Here is an 18949-nt window from a genome sequence, read left to right on the forward strand (position 1 = left end):
TATACTGGAAATACTTTATAAGTTAAAATTCTTGCATGCCATCAGGCGTTTCTATGCTGACTTTCGTATCTTTCCAACGAACAACCACCATCCAAAGCCAAATCATGACACCAATTCCTAGATAAATGCCAAATGAAATCCATGAGCCACGTCCTTGTCCCAAGGTACAAAAGAATGCAATAGCGATCATAATAAACATTGCCAAAATACGTAAGACATTTCCACCTTTTACAACGTTCTGATTTCCTTGATACCATTTAGCATGATGTGTGCGAATGCGAACAGCAGAAATCATCGTCAATGCATAAGCACATGCACAACCAAAGGACATTAAGTTGAAGAAGTCTTTGAAGAAATCTCCACTATTCATCAAAATAATGAAAGTTAAACTAATTCCCAACAAAAAGACATTGGGTAAAATAGGTTGTTGATGTTTGTTCACTTTTGTAAAGACTTTAGGCAAGAAGTTCTTTTCACCCATTGAATAAAGCATGCGCACTGTAGACATCCAAAAACCTAAAACGGAAGCTGTCATGCCAAGTAATATGGAAATGAGTCCCCAAATGAGTGGCCAAAGGGTCCAGCCAAATTCTGTTTGTAACGTAAAAATACTTAAAAAACCATTTTCGGCAGTCGTATCAAGTAGTGCTTTGAAGCCTGAAAAATCATTTATGCCCCCTAAACAGAAGAAGAAAAAGGTATAAATGGCACCACATGTTAAAACTGACCCGCAAATTGCTTTCTTAGTATCGGTAATTGGAAAATCTCCTTCTTCTACCATTTGTGGAACAGTTTCAAATCCAAAATATGGCGTAATCAAAAGCGCCATCCCAATCACCCACCCTGGAATTCCTCCGATGCTATCCAATGTTGTTTGGAATACATTGCCAAAGTTCGCAATATGCCAATGCCCTGAAAAAAGAAGCAATAATCCCGTAATAATAGTCGTTGTAATATTTAAAAACAAAAAGGTAGCTTGTGCTTTAACTAAAAAAGTAACTTCTTGCAAGCTCATCGCAAAGACTAAAATTAACATGACAACGCCAATGGCCATAATTTGCATAGGAGACAAATTCAATTGAAACATCGTATTCAAATAGGTCGCAATTCCCATCACAACAGCAGGAGGAACTGAAATCCATGCCGCCATAATCATCCATGATGACAAAAAGCCAAAATGCTTATTAAGACCCACTGTATTATAAATGAGTTCCCCTCCTGAGGTGTGAAAGAGTGACGAGAGTTCACTATATACTAAGGCCGTTGGCAAAATAGCCAGCGTCATCAAAGCAAATGCAAGGAACGTTCCTGGCCCACAATAGCCGTAAAAGACCGAATCCCAATAGCTTACAAAAGTAAAAATAGAACCCGTTGCCACAGTATATACAAAAATCAATTTCAGACTTTTTTGTAAACCATGTTTAGGTTCTAGTTCTGTGTTGTTTTCCATTTTTAATACCTCCTTAAGTATTGACATGGCTTCTAAAAAATTAGGCAAAACATTGTCAAAATTTTTAGGAGTCGTTAACTACCTTTAGTCTATACCCACAGCCTTTAAAATTCAACATGAGAATTATTTCACAAATTAAAATTGTCATCTATTTTGAATGTGCACCCTTATCCATTCAATGATAAAAAATTTACAAATTTATTTTTTGTGAAAAATGTAAGCGTTCTATTTTTCAATCATTTTCAAAACACTTTATCTTCTTATTCTCAAGAAAGGAATTATGCTATTCTTTTAACAATAGTCAGCAGAATATTACTTCACTTTTCCATAAAAAAAGACGATACATTGATCGTCTTAAATTCTAAAAAAGTGTCTTTTACTGAATTCATTCGAATATTATCTATCTTACGATTTATCCATAAATGTCCAATTAGTCCAACATCTTATATTATTTTTTTATATGATCTGCTTGATATTGACGAGAAGTTGCCATTAAAGCAGTATAGAATTCACGCAAGTATGGGCTATATGCTTCATTTTGCAAATAAGAGACAACTTTTTCCAATACTTGCTGTTCTCGAGAACTATCCAATATTGGGAGTCCAGCAGCTTCTTTTTTATGAGCTACTGAAGTTACCACATTCATTCGCTCTTCAAATAATGCAACCATTTCTTTATCAATCTGATCAATCATTGCACGTTCTTCAGTAAACATCTTCTCACTCCTTTAAAAAATTGCACGACTTATAGGATAGGCAACAAAAGACGCTATTAAAATTGCCCAAAAGAGTATCCACATTCCATAACTAAAAGCTTGCCGACTTGTCAGCCAGTTGGAACCAATGGCAATACCTACATAAGGCATTGCTGGCGGTGTCATCATAGCTAGCGATGACATGAAGCCAATTAAGCATACTATTCCTGCAATATTCAATACATCTTGCTGGCTTTGAAGCAACGTAACCGCCATACTGCCAACAACCGTTACTGTGACTAAATTCGAAGATAAGTTGGTTTGTAACCCCGCCCAAAGCATAAATAACATGACCACTATCCATGGAGATAAGCCGAGCAAGTTATTCCCAATGTTTGAATTAAAAATAGTCATTAAACCAATCTCAGGATGAGTCAGCGCACCGCCAAGTGCAAGAGCAGCACCAACAAGTAACAAGCTCGGCCAAAATACGCCATCTTTCAGCACTTGAGAAACTTTAGCTACGGGCTCACCATCAATTGAAATAATTGCCATTAGAATCAGTCCCACTAAGGGTGGGAATGCATTCCCAGCAGCTTTAAAAAATTGACTGACATTTGGAACAATAGATGCTAACCACTCTGGCACAAGCCAAAGTACAATGACAAAGAGAAAAATTGCAACCGCTGCATATTCTTGTCGCGTAACAACTGGCAAGTCGCGTGCAACGCGCACTTCGGTCGATTGAATCGTTGTCCAATCAATTTTCCAAATCCAATATAAGCTTGCAATAAGCGTTAGAAATAGCAACAAACCTGCAGGAATCCCCATCATCATATATTGATGATAAGAAATTGATACATGGTAAGCCTCTTCATAAAGACCCATCGCCGTTACTGCAAATACATGATTAATAGGTGTCATAGCGGTACCTATCGCAATGGATGTATATGTTGCAAATAATAATGCTGCTGCTTGACGATCGCCTTTTTGCCAACCAAATGCTTGAACCATTGATTCATAGATTGGAAAAGCAATCATAAATAGAATTGTCGGGGACATTACACAAGCCATTAAAAGCAAGGTCCCTAAATAACACAAGATAAAACGCTTGCCACTTGCTTGAGCCCAATGTGACTGTAAAGTGCGAGCAGTGATGCGTTTGAGCGCAGATGTTTGTTCTAAAGTATATGTAAGAGCAAAAGTCAGCGTCAAAAAAACAAAAGTAGAACTTCCAAAAGACTGTGCAAACACTGCTCCAAAATCAATTTCAGGAAGTGCCCCCAATACAAGTAGACATAAAAGGCTAGGCCAATCAATCGAAACAAATAGCCACAACAAAAGTGAAGCTACAAATAACATCAGTAGCTGAAAGGTTGAATGCCCCATACCGAGCAAGTCTAGATTTTGCCACCTATTTATACCGCCTAAAAGCAAAAAACTAAAAGCTAAAAGTGTCATCACCTTTTGAAATCGATTCAGATGTCCTAAAATCATCAGGCTCTCACCTTTTCTATAACATGCGCTTGACGAATCAAATCATACCGTTCAACGGGAAATTCTACTGGAATTTTGATTGTCATCAATGCATGCGGGCAATCTTGAATTCTCTCGCCCATTTCATTTTCCATCCATTTAACAGTTTGAATAGCATGACGCATCCCTGGCCCGTAAAATTCAATCTCATCCCCTACAGCAAATTTATTTCGTTGCTGAATGGTCGCAATGCCTGTTGCATGATCATAATTTAACACTTGACCGATAAATGTATCTTTCGGGGGTCGGCGGACACTGTCATAAAGTTGCTCGTGAGCTCCTGGCTTTTGATAGAAAAAGCCTGTGGCTAATTCTCTTTGTGCCACTTTCCATAATTCATCTACCCAGTCTTGTTTTAATTCATAATTTTGAGGATCTTCACAATAGGCATCAATGGCTATACGGTAAACATTGGCAACTGTTGACACATAATGAATGGATTTCATGCGCCCTTCAATTTTTAAGCTATCGACTCCTGCTTCCACCAAATCTGGAATATGTTCGATCATGGTCAGATCCACTGCACTCATAGAAAAAGGGATTTCAGTTTCTAATGCTTGATCGGGACCGATAGTTGTCATTGTGCCATCTTCATCCATCGCCATCAAATCATAAAGCCAACGACAAGGTTGTGCACATCCCCCACGGTTCGCATCGCGCCGCGCCATATAACTAGAAAGAGCACAACGACCAGAATATCCGATACACATCGCGCCATGCATGAAACATTCAATCTCAATCGTTGTTTTTTCTTTCATTCTTTTAATCTCCGCTAGCGATGCTTCTCGCCCCAAAACCACGCGTTCCAGTCCTTCATGTGCCCAGAAGTTGAGCGTTTCATAATTCACTGCTGAAGCTTGTGTCGAAAGATGGATCGGCAGTTCAGGGGTCGTTTCATGACAGATTGCCATTAGTGCTGGATCAGAGATTAATACCGCATCCACGCCAACGGCTTCAATCTGTCTAAAAAAAGATGCCGCTCCTTCTTCATTTCCTTCATGCGTTACCATATTCGCCACCACATATACTTTAGCATTGTGGGCATGCGCAAAAGCAACCGCCTCTTTCATATCTGCTTCATCGAAATTACCCGCCCGCGTACGTAGACCAAAGTCAGTTCCTGCAATATAACATGCATCGGCACCGTAGCGAATCGCAATTTTTAATTTTTCTAATGTTCCTCCAGGGCATAGAATTTCTGGTTTTTTTAAAATTTTCGTCATATTCAGACTCCTTTATCGAATATCACTTGAAGACAATTCATAAAATCCTAAATTAAGTGTGCGCTGTTTAGGATGCAACGTTTCAATCATTTGCGACAGGGTGCCCACTTGATGAGCTGACCATTTTCTGTCCGACAAAAGATCGGCGGCTTTCTTAAAAATGGACACAACTTCGGTATAAGCCTCTGGTTCTACGAATAAGCTATTCAGACTCCAATGGGTCAAGTTCATCTCCACCAATTCATCCAACACAGGTAACAAATTCAAATCATCACTCGCAAAGATATGTGTCCCTCGTTGATCTTCATATATCGTATAGCGCTTGTCATTTTGGCGTGATGGAGTGATATATAGTGGCTCTTCTCGGGTTGCTTGAATCGCCTCCACGTCAAGATAATCCAAATAGTTAAAAACTAGATTTCTCAGCGACTGATGAATGCCACTTGCTCCATAAACTTGTATGCTTACTGGAATCTCTATTTTTTTCATTAAGATTTGTAATTCATCTTGTGGTAACTCACGTGCTAAAACAGCACCGATGGCTCCTCTTTTACCCCAAAAATTCAAATTCCCAGAACTTGTATTCAATGTCTGTGCATCCCAGATCATAGGAATCTCCATCTTAGCATCGCGCATTACTTGAACAATCCCCGGATCCCCAGTCATAATAGCATCAATTTGCACATCATATAAAAAAGGCAAATATGAATGAAAATCTTCAATATCTTCATTATGCATCATGCCATTTACGGCAACGACTACTTTTTTATGTGCCTCATGTGCCAATTCAATGATGGCCTGCTGCTCATTACGTGTAAAATTAGCTGGAAGTTCAACGCCGAATTGATCCTCACCAATCACTAAGATATCAGAATATTTTAATAAATCCTTGGCATGGGCAACAGATTTTGGATATGTTATTAATTGAATCATCTTTTCACCTAAGTTCTCTTTTATATGTCATCATTATACAGTGTTCACACTATTTTGTAATCTTTTCTTGGATGCAAGCACTCTATAATCGAACACTTTTACTCCGCAAAATAAAATGACGATATTGCTACCGTCATTAAATAGTTGGCATTAATTTTCAATTTTTTCTTTATTTTTTCATATTATAGCATGCTATGCAGTCGCTATAAATATCTAGCGCATATTATCATATAAAAATCGGCTTTCGCAATCCGATGACTCTAGGTACGAAAGCCGATTTATTTAAAGTTATTTCCTTTGGCTAAACGGTCGTTTAATGTTCTTCTTTTTTGATAAGACTTGCCACAACAAACACTACCCCAATAATACTTAATAGCCCAGCATATTGTAATGAAGGGATGTTAATTCCTGTTTTTGGTAAAGTTTTACCAAATTCAGTATGCGCTGGTTCTTTTGTTGATTTATTTTCATTAGTTTTTGATGGTACTTTGGCTTTTTCAACTACTGTAACCACTGCTTTTTTAGTAATTGTTGCACCTTCATGATCAGTTAAAGTATATATAATCTCATATTGACCAGGTACTTTATTATTGAAATGACCTTCATCGATGACGACCTGGTCTCTTAAGTCTTGGCCATCTTCTTCATCTGCCGCTTTCACAATCAGCGCTTCTAAGTCTAATGCATCTCCGACTGTAATCGTTTTATCTTCCACTTCAAGTATTGGAGCATGATTGATAATTGCCACTTTAGGATTAACTGTAATGGTTGCCGTCTTCGTGACTGTTGCACCATCATGATCTGTCAAAGTATATGTTACTTCATATGTTCCAAACTTAGTATTATCAAAATCACCGGGATCAATCGTGACCTGATCTTTCAAGTCTGGACCATCTTCTTTATCTTCAGCTTTAATAATTAGAGTGCTTAAGTCAAGCACTTCTCCTGCCGTAATGGTCTTATCTTCAACTACAAGCGTTGGAGCATGATTGATAACCATCGCTTTAGGATTGACGGTAACCGTTGCTTTTTTCGTAACCGATGCGCCACCAGTATCTGTCAAAGTATATGTAATCTCATATTGACCAACCGCCGTATGATCAAAATCACCCGCATCAATGACAACCTGTGCCTTAAGATTTGCACCATCTTCTTTATCTTCGGCTTTCACAATAAGACTGGACAACTCTAGCACATCCCCAACTATAATCGCTTTATCTTCAACTACAAGCATTGGGGCATGGTTGATAACCATCGCTTTAGGATTGACAGTAACCGTCGCTTTTTTCGTAATCGATGCACCGCCACTATCTGTCAAAGTATATGTAATCTCATATTGACCAACCACTGTATGATCGAAATTACCTGCATCAATAACAACCTGTGTCTTAAGATTTGCACCATCTTCTTTATCTTCAGCTTTAGTAATCAAGGTTCTTAAATCAAGAGCGTCTCCTGCCGTAATCACTTTGTCCTCAACTTCTAACACTGGTGCACTATTGAGTGGCAACTGCTTCATGCTATAGATTGCATAGACTGTCATATCATCATTCACAATGGTCTCACCAGTAAATGATGTACCTTTACCATCTGCTTGTGTATTCCATTCTTTGAATGTATATCCTGCCTTAGTAGGATCATTAGGCATAGACTCGTCCGTAAGCGCATCACCATTAATCGTCTTGCCATTTTCTACTTTAACGGTAGCATATGGGTTGCCTTCATTTATAAAATTAACTTCAAGTTGTCTTTCAAATGTCAAAATTTCATCTTTAGAATTAATAGGTCCAAAATATACACCTTTTACAAGGCCATCTATGACACCATTTATCTTGATAGGCTCAGCTTTTCCATCCGCAATGTCTTTGGCAACTGCATGAGGCACCACGAAATTAGCATTTTCGACAGAAAGCTCCATATCGGACTGAATCTGTTCCATGGTCAACGGTTTTATTTTGTTGCCATAATTATCATATCCCGTACGAATACGCGTGCGTATAACAAAATTATGAACTGGCACTTTTTCTCCATGCTCGTCCAATATGTAAGATCTCGCTTTAAAGGTCGTATTCGGATTATTATCTTCAATCTTCTCTAAGACACCATGTTCTGCTTTTCCACCAGGAAGATCCACTCCCAAATAAGGATAAACTTCATCATTGCCTACAGGAGTCCCATCAGCTTTTGTTGCAGAATAGACACTATATGGTCTAAAAGTATAGCTATGGAAAGTAATTTCAAACTCTTCTGGCAACACAATTCTCTTATCAAGGTCAACATGCAGATCCACTACTGTCACATTTCCTTTGTTCTTGCCAAGTGCACTCCAGTCTGATCCATTCTCTAAAGCACCCACCCATGGATCTTTATAAATTGAAGAAGCAATAAAAGGATTGATTGAAAAATTACCATGTAATTCATTTATTGCATAATCGCCATCATCTTTTCCATAAGTAACCGTCGTCATATCGCCAACTTTCTTCGGTAAACCTGGACTAACAAAATTAGCCCCTGACACATTGTCATTAATACGGACTGTGGTTAAATCCCCCATACGTGTAACTGTCCCAGTATTCGCATAAAGCGCATAAAGTTTTGTTCCACTTTTAATATTGGCTTTCAAAATATCACTCACTGGCTGATCCTCATAGAATAGATGCCCTGTCCCTTCAGTTGCATAATTTTTATTGTCGGACCAACCAACAAAATATGACTTAAATATCCAAAAACCTGTCTGTCCAGGTGTTCCATTTAAACCAATCGAAACGGTCGGATCATCATATTGTACCGTTTCCTCACTTCCATCTTGCTTCACAAAAGTAAATGTTGCAGCCTCTTCAGCTGGCGTTTGCGCAGTTTCTTCCGCAATTGCTAGATTAGCCGGTAACATCGTGAAGATTAATGTCGCAATCACAAAAAAAGCAGCAGCCTTCAGTCTTTTCATCATCTCTCCATCTCCCATAATCATTAATGCTACAGCACCAATTGTATATTACAAATTCAATTTTGTATAGTACATAAGCATATGTTTGATTGCACTATAATATAATGTAATGACAAAAAGACAAAAGCGATACTTATTCTTATACCCGCTTGACATGACCGATCGTCTTAAAGTTGTGCATAATTTTAAGCAATTTTTAGAGAATTATTCCTAAATTTCGTCCGCAATAGCGAGAAAATCGATAAAGTTAACCTAGTCTTTTATGTATTGCAGTTGTATAAATGCTTTAGATTAAGAACAAATAGCTATTATACTTTAAGCCACCCGACTTTGTTCAACCTCATTTTTTTATAACTATTTTTGCTGGCAGAATAATTAGTTAAGGGATCCATTGAACCATTTGAATTAAAATAAAAACTGCACTATAAATAGTGCAGTTTAATCAAGTAACTTTATTCAGCAATATCATAAAATCTAGCCATTCCAGCCTCAAGTTTGTCATAGAATTCTTTACTATCTTCTTCATTTTGTTTTGTCATTTTACTTACAACAATCATTACAACTGTTGATACTAGCATACCAATTGAACCGTACCATGTATTTCCTAAATCCCATACAAAATATGTACACAAAACAACAATAACACCTAATATAGAAGATAATATAGCAGCTTGTTTAGTAGCTTTTTTCCAATAGATTGCCATTATTAAAATAGGGAATAATGGCATGACTATGGCTATTGAGAACATAATTAACGTAAATATTAAATCAGGTGGATTAATTGCTAACATAATGGATATTATTCCTATTGCAGCAATTATAATTCTGTCCACATTTTTTTGATTACGTTCTTTAATCGTTATATTTAATGTGTTTTTAATTATATCTGAAGATACAATCCCTGAAGATACAGATAAAAATGCACATGCAGTAGATATTCCAACTGCTGTAGACCCCACAAAGAAGCCAACCATCAACCCTTTAGCTAGCAAAGGACTATAACTGATTATAAAGTTTTGTATCATATAAGGAATAATTAATTCGGTCTCACTTGAGCCAAGATTAGAGTTTAAGCCCAAACCTATGGCCCCTATTATCATAGTTCCTGTCCAAATTAACACTTGTAATATTGGAGTAATTTTAGATAGCTTTCTTTGTGCTTTTAAATTATCTCCGTAATATCCTGAACGAACAAATACATGTGGTAACATTATTGTCCAGCCTATAGCACAAGACAGTGGATATCCAAGTCTTGTAGCATACGTTATAGCATTAGATGATCCTGGATATGAAAAGAAAGAGTTGCTATTGTTCCAAATTTTTTCTACGACATTTGTCAAAGAGCCATTGAAGCCGACAATTAAACAGCTAATTGCTATTACCCATAATAAACTAATAAATACAACGCCTTGCACCGTATCGGCCATTGCTGTTGACTTAACACCACCGATACAGACAAATATCGTCATAATTAATCCGATAACTATCACTGCTATTTTGTAATCAATAGCTCCACCCGTTGCGTAAGAAGCAGATTGAGCGATAGCTACTAAAACGGAAGCTACATATGGAAGAGATGCACCTAAAAAAACAAATCCTAAAATACTTCTTAACAATGGACTTTTAAATCTCTCAAAATAAAAATCAGAAGGTGTAATAAACTTACCATTATATTCTTGATTTAATACCCAAACTTTGTTCATGGTAAAATGAGTTACTATTGGAAATAAAGCAATGTAACTTAACTCACTTACCCAATAAAATAACCCGTTTCTGTAATAAGCACCCGGTCCCGCAAAAAACACCCAAGTACTCATTAATGAGGAAATATATGTCATGACTAATACAAACCAAGGAATTGATGCTTTCAGCATACTCCCTGTATTTTTTTCTTTCTTCTCTTTCATGGTCACGTATATTGCCACACTTAATAAAAATACCATGTACAGTGCAAACGCGGTCCATATAACACTTGAATTTAACATAATATCACTCTTTCAACTTGTACTTTTTAAAAACTTTACCCAAACCTACATATACCGTTATCCATAAAGGAATTACAGTTAATGCAGCATGTATAAATGCTAATTTGGTATTATTGTAAGGGGGAAAGCCCGGGATATTATAGAGAACATAAAATGTTAAAGTTAAAAGCAACCATACTTTTTCAATTTTTAACAATTTCATAAAATTCCAAACCCCTTTCTACTTATAACCAAGTTAAAACTGTATTACTTAAAAATTTCCCTTTTATATATTTTCCTAATTTTAATGCTTCTTCATACGTTTTCGTTGCACAAGTATCAGAAAAATCTTGTAGATATTTTCTAGATTCTTCCTTTGTTTTTCCTTCCAGAGTGACCAACAACTCATCTTTTTCTTTAATCATTTCTTTTTGGTAATTTAAGAATGTAGGCATAACAAGGTCTTTAGCTATTAACTCATAATTTCTAAAACAAACTTGTCCTACTTCTTGGAAAGCCCACCAAGCGGAGTCTAAATCAAAGTCACCCATCTTAGCCTTTGTATAATGTTCTTGAACAGAATCCTGATTCACAAAAAATGGAATAAAGCAACTCAATTTACTTGATGCACTAGCAACCCACATACAAGCATTATCATGCTTAGTACTCAGTTCAAACACCATAGAAAAAACAGTCCCGCCTTGACCGATACTATAGCTTGTTTCCATCCACAATGGATTATTGTGTTCCCCTGCTTCATCACATTTCGATAGATCATATTCAGTCCCTTCAAATGTATCTCTTAGAATATTCATAATATCTAATACAGATACCTTTTCTTTAGCTATTCCACTATATACTTTTAAAGAAGGATCGTGATCTAAACCGCATAATCTATACACACAGTTAAATCTTCTCATTGCATTTACTTTTCTATTTGCTCCGCCAAATGCTTCTGAAATTAAAGGACCTTCTCCAAAATATTCAGCAAAATTAAATTTCAGTCCCTCACTCCATAAGTTGTTTTCTTTTAAAAAATCTAATAACTTGTCCGAGTATACAAATGTTTCTTTATCTTCAAAGTCAACCTCTAAAGTACCAAAACAATTGGGTCTACATTCAACCTCATTATCCTTTACTCTTTTAGCTATCCAATATCCTCCAGGAGCACACTCAAAGAAAAATCCTTCATTAGGGTCTGCAATGGCAATGGTTGCTACCCCTTCGCTTCCTTCAATAGAAGATGTAGAAAAACCATATTCATCAATAAGTGCTCCTAACATTTCTACTGTTTGTCTTGCGGTCTTACCTCTTTCCAACGCTAATATGGACAAATCATCACATTCTAATATATCTTTTTCAGTCTGAAAGTTTTTGAAAGTATACACTCCCATCATCCCGACAGCTACTTGGTTTTCATTTATACCATCTGCCCAAGATAAATTTCTTGTTCCTGTTTCATAATCGCATACCGTATACGTATATGCATACGTTTCTTTCACTTGAGGAATTTCTACTCCCTTAACTGTTAAGAATTTATCACTTTCATCGTATGTTTGACGTTTCTTAATATGGACTTGTCCAGGGCACCCTGGCCAGTCATCGTTTGCACCTAAAATAACAGCATTATTTTTTGTGGCATGTTTACCAACTATTACAGAAAAGCACATATTACTTATCCTTTCTAAATATACTAATTACATAATAAATTACACAAGTAGCTATAAAACTGAATAAGACACTTCCCAATGTATCATTTACAAAACTAACATTTTCAATAACAAAATATGATGCAGCTCCTAATATCCATGCAAAAATTGCTGAATAGTTAACTCCATTTTTATACCAGTAAATACCATTTTCTACATTAAATTGTTTTATATCATAATTACCTTTTCTAATGAGATAGTAATCGACCACCATAATTGCAATACATGGTGGGAATAGTGCACCTAAATAATTTAAAAATACCTGGAAAGTATCTAAGAAAGAACCTAATACTAATGGCGACAAGCCAATAATAGCCGCCAGCATACCTAGTGATATCATTGAAGTTTTTGCTGGAACCTTTTCACTGATATTCGCTGTAGAAAAACCGCCAGAGTAAATATTAATCATATTAACCGCAATCGTTGAAATCACTATTAATACGTTAGCGATCATTCCCATTCCCAAAGTACTACAAATATATGCTAAATCAGCAGAATAAGGATCAAAGTATCCACCATTCATTACAGCAACAGCTATAGCTCCCGCAGCACCAATTGTAATAAACCATAACATACCAAATGCAGCACCAAACATTGGCGCAACAGTAGCTGCTTTTTTGCTTGTTGTATATCGTGTATAGTCTGCAACACACATTATCCATGCAAAACCATTAGCCAATATGATATTTAAACCACCGCCAAATGATAAAGTCCATCCTGCATTTTGAATATTATCTGATAAACTCCATGAAAATAAATCGTCAAATGACACTAAACCAAGAATTTTAATTGTAATCCAGATGCTTAAAACAACTAAACATATTACAGCAATTATTTGTGCTTTAGAAATGTACTTAGCACCGTATACCGCTGTAATGGTGGAAGCTAGCATTATAGCGGCAACTGATATCGTAATTAAAATAGGATTATAAGCATCGCCACCAATAAAAGAAGTAATTAAGCTAGATAACGCTGTAGCAGCAATATAAGTATTAACTCCACACCAACCTACAAACTGTAATGCATTAATAAATGAAGGTAATTTACTACCTTTAATACCAAATGGAACTCTACAAAGTCCCATATTAGTTGAAGCAACTTTAAATCCCATTAAACCGACTAAAGTTAAAATAAAATAAACAATGGGATTACCAATGAGAGACGTAACAATTACACCGCTTAATCCTAATGCTCCCATTATTGTACCCATGTACCATGTAGTAGGATTAGCATTTGCACATATCCAAGTAGATGTCATTTCTTTAGCACCATAGTATCTAGCACTCATTGGAACATATTCATCAATTGCATAATCACGTACTTCATTGGCTTGATTATTGTCTGCCTTTTCCATAATTTTTCCTCCCTTTTATATAATTAATGATCATTAAATTAGTTATTTATTTAAATATTAGTCTGTTTTTGGACTATATCTATATATTAGTCTAATTTTGTACTAATTGCAACAGACATTACTTTAAAAATTTAAAAAAGCAATAAAAAAAAGAGGGGGGTATCCCTCTTTAGTTTTTAAAGCTATTTTCTAAATTCTCAATTAATATTTTTAGACCTTTTTTTACAGTTATTCTCTCGTTTTCGGACATATTTTTAAAAGCTTTTACTTCAAGATCTCTCATTTCACCCACAATATTTCCAGCATATTTGCGACCTTTATCAGTTAAAAATATTAACTTTTCACGACAATCAATTAACGATCTCTTTCTTAAGATATACTTTTGCTTTTCTAATCTAGTTAATATAGAAGATACAGTTTGTTTAGTAAAATCTAAATACTCAACGAGATCTTTTTGAGTACACTTGCCATCATTGTAATATATTCTCTCTAGTATAAATAATTCATGATCAGTAATGCCAAATTTATCACACCAATTATCATACAGTCTGTTTTGTCTATAATATTTATCATAATAATCGTTAATTAAATCTAAAATCTCCAGTTCAACTTTATTACTCATTCAATCATTCTCCTTTTAAAGCTGAAAGTTATTAGTTTAGTATATCAAAAAAGAGAGGCTCATACGAATCCGAAATGTCCATAAGATAGATTAAAGAAGAAAACCATATTAAAAATAGCAAAAGGTCCCTTGCTTATTTTGCTCCCCACTTTAGAAATAGAAGAAATTTTAGTAAATAGTCATCTATTTTTAATAGTGAGCTATCTACCCGATAATTATTAACTTTGTCATTTTAATCATACACATTCAAAAACTCTTGAAGCAATATCCACTTCAAGAGTTTTCTACACATTATTTTATAATATTTAATCTATAAATACTTCAATTCCATTGAAATTATTCATAAAAATTCTTATACTTCGGGCTTCTCCATTTTTGAATTACTTTGAATCCTTCTCTAATAACATTCCAAGATAAAAGCGATACTTATTCATCATCTATCGCTAAAAATCGTCTCAAATGACTTGCAGTATACGAGTTCCTGCATTTAATAAAATCAATAGGATAACCTTGAAATAGCAGATGTCCACCTTTGCTTCCACCTTCGAGTCCAAGATCAATCACCCAATCCGCTTGACTGATTATCGATAAATTATGCTCAATGATAATTACAGTACTGCCATTAGCCACTAATTCTCGTATGCGTTGCAATAAATGAGTAATATCCGATTCATGAAGTCCTGTTGTCGGTTCATCTAAGATGATAATGTCTGATGTTTTTTTCGCTAGCAGTTGAGCGATTTTTAATCGCTGCAATTCTCCCCCAGAATAGGAATCAAGAGATTGTCCGATTTGTATATATGAAAGACCCGCTTTTATAATAGAATCTAAATTGCGACGTACTCGATCATTGTCACAAAATATAGCTTTTGCTTCTTCAGCGGTCATTTCAAAGATTTCACTGATATCTTTTCCTTTGTATAAATATGAAAGCGTTCGTTCATTAAATCTTTTTCCCTGACATCTTTCACAAATTTCTTCTGCATCTCCAAGATATGCCAGGTCATATTTTACCATTCCCTTTCCTTTGCATATTGGACATGCCCCTTTACCTGTTACAGAAAACCATGATGGTGCAACATGATTGGCTTTGCTAAAAACTTTTTTAATTTCATCATAAATTTGTAAATAGGTCGCAATATTAGAACGACTGGAGGCATGCGGTAAGCTTTGATCTAAAATGGTTGCATTTGGATATTTATCTGTAAACACATCGCGGATCAATGTGCTTTTACCCGAACCTGCTACACCTGTTACCACAGTTATTGCATTTTTAGGAATTTTTACACTGATATTTTTCAAATTATATTTCGAGACATTTTCCAATGGATAATAGCTCGCAAATTTTTCCTTTTCTGGATTAATCACATGTTGTTTTAAAAAGGCTTTAGCTGTCACTGTGTCAGACTTTAATAAATCGGCAAATGTCCCTTGAAAGGTCACATTACCTCCATGAATTCCTGCGCCTTCGCCAAAATTTATTACTTCATCACAAATTTTGATCATATCTGGGTCATGGTCTACAAATAAAATAGTATTTCCTTTATTTTTAATTTTTTCAAAAATATTAGTAATTCCTTTAATATCTTGAGGATGTAGTCCAACACTTGGCTCATCAAAAATATAAAGTACGTCAGAAAGTGAACTATTTAAATACTTAACCATCTTAATCCTTTGCGATTCACCACCAGAAAGTGCACCTGTTGGTTGATTCAATGTCAGATAATCTAAACCTACCATTGCTAGACCTTTTAATTTACTTTTTAATTCAGCAATAATAATGGTAACGCTCTGATCATCAATGCTTTCAACAAACTCAAGCAAGTCGCTTAACATCATATGAGTGCAATCTGCTATAGACTTTCCCTTTATTTTTGCGCTTAGAACTTCTTTATTGAGTCGCATACCGTAACATGCAGGGCATATACTCGTGAGTACAATTCGATCTACATCTTTTTTATATGAGGTCGTCTCCATATTAACAAAGCTTTCCATAATTCGCGGAACAACCCCAAAATATTTTGCCGTCTTATGCCAATTTTTACTCGGATTTTGTGGCACAATCTTCGGTGAATATAATAGGAGTTCAAGTTCATCTGCCGTATAATCCGATATTTTCTTATCATTGTCAAAAAATCCAGATTCCGTGTATTGCGTTAGCCGCCATCCTCCCTTTTGAAATATCGGAAATTGAATGGCACTTTCATTCAGTGATTTGTCAAAATCAATTAATTTTTTTATATTTAACGTCTTAACAGTTTCTAAACCTTGACACATCTTACACATCCCTTGCGGATTATTAAAGGAATATTTCATTGAATAACCAATAAAAGGTTTGGCCATTCGGGAATATAACAATCTTAAATCAGAATAAATACCTGTGACAGTTCCTACAGTTGACCTTTGATTTTTTTGTAATCGTTTTTGATTAATTACTAAAGAAATTGGAAGATTAGCAATCGCATCAACGAGGGGTTTCTTATATTTAGGAAGTAAATTTTGGATATAACTAGAGTACGTTTCATTTAAGAGTCTTTGAGATTCACTTGCGATAGTATCAAAGACAAGTGATGATTTTCCCGAACCCGAAACACCCGTAACCGCAATTATTTTATGTTTGGGAATATTAAGAGAAACATTTTTTAAGTTATTTGTTCTCGCATTTTTTATCATTATAAAATTATTCATCTTATTCTCTCCTCGACTCGCGCAACTGATTGGACAATTTATTAGATAAATATGCAAAGGTTTCTTGCTCTTCTTTAGTAAAAACTCGTAAAGCCGTTTGGTAAAGTACTGCATGCTTGAATGAAATATTATCAAGCAACGTACGTCCTTGCTCCGTAATCGATGTATAAAGTTCCCTTCCGTCAAATTTATTTGGCGATTGCTGAATATACCCCTTAACTTTTAATCCTTTTAATGCTTTTGATATTTTAGTTCGTGACACTCCCAAGGTCACACTTAAATGCGATGGTAATATTTCACCCTCTTTTTTCAGTTGATATAAAATGTCATATTGTAGCCAACTGATTGCCTTAGGATTAACTAAGTTTCTTTCCGCAACCATTTCACATTGCAAATTTATAAGTGCAGCTTTTAAATCCATCCTTATCTCCTCTTTTTTTATGATATAATTTCTATATGGAAATTATATCATAACAGAAATTGTTTTTGCATAATTTTGCAATGAAGAAGGAGCTTAGGCTTAGTAGCAACATTTCTATTAAAGTAAATGTTCCCATTATAAAAAGACCACAAGTTTTAAACTTATGGTCTTTTATTCATCAGACAGCATTGTCTATATTATGGAGAATTTTCATTACAAGCATCTCCAGCCTATAATGATTCAAAATTAAATTTCAGATTAGTAAATTTAAGTGTTAATATTTCATAAAATGCATTCTAAAACCAAAGGCAAAATGACTTTTAGCATTTTTCTTGGCAGTCCTAATCATTTCTTCTGAGAAATATTGTCCACAAATCTCGCCATCATAGTCATATAAAATTGAAATTTATCTGTGCGATCATTTTACTGACTTAGTGGCTATATATGTTTTAATATTCAAATCATGAAGTCTGCCTATTCCATTTGTATCTTCATATAAATCAATCAAAGTAAAACCTGCCTTTAATTGCCCGCCGATTTGTTCCGTCATATTATGTGAAAATTGCATTCCTGCATCCTCTTTCATTAAAAATGCTCTTGCTCTTTCATCTTTTAAAGGATTGAAGGGCATATTCCAAATGATTTCTTTTTCTTCACTATCCACAAAATAATTGATCTCGTTATTTAATCCCGCTAGAAAAATTCCTCCCTTTTTCAAAACGCGATATGCCTCTTGAAACACAGGATAGACATCTTCAATATAGCAGTTGGACACAGGATGGAAGATTAAATCAAATGTTTCATCAGCAAAAGGGAGCCTCTGGGTGATATCCCCCTCAATAGCATCTATCTTATAACCTTCTCTTTCAGCAATCTTCAGCTCAGACATAATCTGTTTTGAAGAATAGTCAATCACACTACATGTTGCACCAAGAGCATTGAATATTGGCATTTGCTGTCCACCACCTGATGCCAATCCCAACACCTTCTTCCCTTTTATATTCCCAACCCAATCATGTGGAACAGGTACAGTAGGCGTAAGTAAGACATCCCATACACCACTTCGTGCCTTGATATATTCTTCATGTGAAATAGACTCTCCCCATGCCCAGCCTTGCTCAGCCCATCTATCAATGATTGCTTTATTTATATCTTGATATGACTTCATAAATGATTAACCTCTCACATTCAAATTGATCTACTTTTAGTATACCTTGAAATACTCATTCCATAAATAAAAAAAGACGATTTTATATCGTCTTTTAGAAAGTGCCTATTCTAATGTTTCTTTTTCCTCTAATTCCTTTAATGATAGACCATTTTTATTTTTCCAATCAATTCTACCATTTCTACTCATTCCTAGAATAAACATTGAGGCGTATGTAGAAACTGTAGAAGGTACAGGGAAAAT

Annotated in this window: 13 protein-coding genes and 1 pseudogene; all 14 read right to left on the reverse strand. The window is 35.3% G+C overall.

From position 1 onward, the window contains the following. Window positions 1–22: 22 nt before the first annotated feature. A complete protein-coding gene (locus tag C231_RS0101645) occupies window positions 23–1450 on the reverse strand; it encodes an APC family permease (protein WP_018658922.1) in 1428 nt (475 codons plus the stop codon). Window positions 1451–1898: 448 nt separating this feature from the next. After that, window positions 1899–2165 carry a chorismate mutase gene (locus C231_RS0101650; RefSeq protein WP_018658923.1) on the reverse strand — a complete coding sequence of 89 codons (267 nt, stop codon included), beginning with the start codon at window positions 2163–2165 and terminating at the stop codon, window positions 1899–1901. Between the two features lie 12 nt (window positions 2166–2177). Next, the gene (locus tag C231_RS0101655; RefSeq protein WP_018658924.1) at window positions 2178–3641 is read right to left on the reverse strand and encodes an SLC13 family permease; all 1464 of its coding nucleotides are present in this window, start codon (window positions 3639–3641) and stop codon (window positions 2178–2180) included. Further along, window positions 3641–4903, reverse strand: coding sequence for a peptidase U32 family protein (locus C231_RS0101660; protein WP_018658925.1), 1263 nt, complete (start codon window positions 4901–4903; stop codon window positions 3641–3643). The genes C231_RS0101655 and C231_RS0101660 overlap by 1 nt, the downstream gene beginning before the upstream one ends. Window positions 4904–4915: 12 nt before the next feature. Then, window positions 4916–5836: a peptidase U32 family protein gene (locus C231_RS0101665; RefSeq protein ID WP_018658926.1), complete on the reverse strand. Its 921-nt coding sequence runs from the start codon at window positions 5834–5836 to the stop codon at window positions 4916–4918. Window positions 5837–6149: 313 nt separating this feature from the next. Beyond that, complete coding sequence (locus tag C231_RS08155) at window positions 6150–8783, reverse strand: immunoglobulin-like domain-containing protein (protein WP_018658927.1); 2634 nt, start codon at window positions 8781–8783, stop codon at window positions 6150–6152. A 449-nt stretch (window positions 8784–9232) separates the two neighbouring features. Further along, window positions 9233–10765, reverse strand: a complete 1533-nt coding sequence (locus C231_RS0101675; RefSeq protein WP_018658928.1) for a sodium:solute symporter family protein — start codon at window positions 10763–10765, stop codon at window positions 9233–9235. Between the two features lie 224 nt (window positions 10766–10989). Further along, entirely contained in the window at window positions 10990–12414 is a 1425-nt protein-coding gene (locus C231_RS0101685; RefSeq protein WP_018658930.1) for a C69 family dipeptidase, read from the reverse strand. A 1-nt stretch (window position 12415) separates the two neighbouring features. Further along, window positions 12416–13807 (reverse strand): purine-cytosine permease family protein, encoded by a 1392-nt coding sequence (locus C231_RS0101690; RefSeq protein WP_018658931.1) that lies wholly within the window; start codon window positions 13805–13807, stop codon window positions 12416–12418. Window positions 13808–13976: 169 nt separating this feature from the next. Continuing rightward, window positions 13977–14429 carry a MarR family winged helix-turn-helix transcriptional regulator gene (locus C231_RS0101695; RefSeq protein WP_018658932.1) on the reverse strand — a complete coding sequence of 151 codons (453 nt, stop codon included), beginning with the start codon at window positions 14427–14429 and terminating at the stop codon, window positions 13977–13979. Window positions 14430–14855: 426 nt separating this feature from the next. Further along, window positions 14856–17117, reverse strand: coding sequence for an ATP-binding cassette domain-containing protein (locus C231_RS0101700; protein ID WP_018658933.1), 2262 nt, complete (start codon window positions 17115–17117; stop codon window positions 14856–14858). Window position 17118: 1 nt separating this feature from the next. Further along, entirely contained in the window at window positions 17119–17538 is a 420-nt protein-coding gene (locus C231_RS0101705) for a MarR family winged helix-turn-helix transcriptional regulator (protein ID WP_018658934.1), read from the reverse strand. Window positions 17539–17956: 418 nt separating this feature from the next. Then, the gene (locus C231_RS0101710) at window positions 17957–18706 is read right to left on the reverse strand and encodes a class I SAM-dependent methyltransferase (RefSeq protein WP_018658935.1); all 750 of its coding nucleotides are present in this window, start codon (window positions 18704–18706) and stop codon (window positions 17957–17959) included. A 105-nt stretch (window positions 18707–18811) separates the two neighbouring features. Then, a pseudogene (locus tag C231_RS08825) lies at window positions 18812–18922 on the reverse strand (DUF4357 domain-containing protein); the annotation flags it as partial. Window positions 18923–18949 lie beyond the last annotated feature (27 nt).

It is taken from the genome of Allofustis seminis DSM 15817, assembly GCF_000374325.1.
Classification (GTDB): Bacteria; Bacillota; Bacilli; order Lactobacillales; family Carnobacteriaceae_A; genus Allofustis; species Allofustis seminis.

What these genes read in the sequence shown, in the direction of transcription:
- C231_RS0101645 (WP_018658922.1), bottom strand. Translation starts at nt 1,450, where the DNA reads ATGGAAAACAACACAGAACTAGAACCTAAACATGGTTTACAAAAAAGT.
- C231_RS0101650 (WP_018658923.1), bottom strand. Translation starts at nt 2,165, where the DNA reads ATGTTTACTGAAGAACGTGCAATGATTGATCAGATTGATAAAGAAATG.
- C231_RS0101655 (WP_018658924.1), bottom strand. Translation starts at nt 3,641, where the DNA reads ATGATTTTAGGACATCTGAATCGATTTCAAAAGGTGATGACACTTTTA.
- C231_RS0101660 (WP_018658925.1), bottom strand. Translation starts at nt 4,903, where the DNA reads ATGACGAAAATTTTAAAAAAACCAGAAATTCTATGCCCTGGAGGAACA.
- C231_RS0101665 (WP_018658926.1), bottom strand. Translation starts at nt 5,836, where the DNA reads ATGATTCAATTAATAACATATCCAAAATCTGTTGCCCATGCCAAGGAT.
- C231_RS08155 (WP_018658927.1), bottom strand. Translation starts at nt 8,783, where the DNA reads ATGATGAAAAGACTGAAGGCTGCTGCTTTTTTTGTGATTGCGACATTA.
- C231_RS0101675 (WP_018658928.1), bottom strand. Translation starts at nt 10,765, where the DNA reads ATGTTAAATTCAAGTGTTATATGGACCGCGTTTGCACTGTACATGGTA.
- C231_RS0101685 (WP_018658930.1), bottom strand. Translation starts at nt 12,414, where the DNA reads ATGTGCTTTTCTGTAATAGTTGGTAAACATGCCACAAAAAATAATGCT.
- C231_RS0101690 (WP_018658931.1), bottom strand. Translation starts at nt 13,807, where the DNA reads ATGGAAAAGGCAGACAATAATCAAGCCAATGAAGTACGTGATTATGCA.
- C231_RS0101695 (WP_018658932.1), bottom strand. Translation starts at nt 14,429, where the DNA reads ATGAGTAATAAAGTTGAACTGGAGATTTTAGATTTAATTAACGATTAT.
- C231_RS0101700 (WP_018658933.1), bottom strand. Translation starts at nt 17,117, where the DNA reads ATGAATAATTTTATAATGATAAAAAATGCGAGAACAAATAACTTAAAA.
- C231_RS0101705 (WP_018658934.1), bottom strand. Translation starts at nt 17,538, where the DNA reads ATGGATTTAAAAGCTGCACTTATAAATTTGCAATGTGAAATGGTTGCG.
- C231_RS0101710 (WP_018658935.1), bottom strand. Translation starts at nt 18,706, where the DNA reads ATGAAGTCATATCAAGATATAAATAAAGCAATCATTGATAGATGGGCT.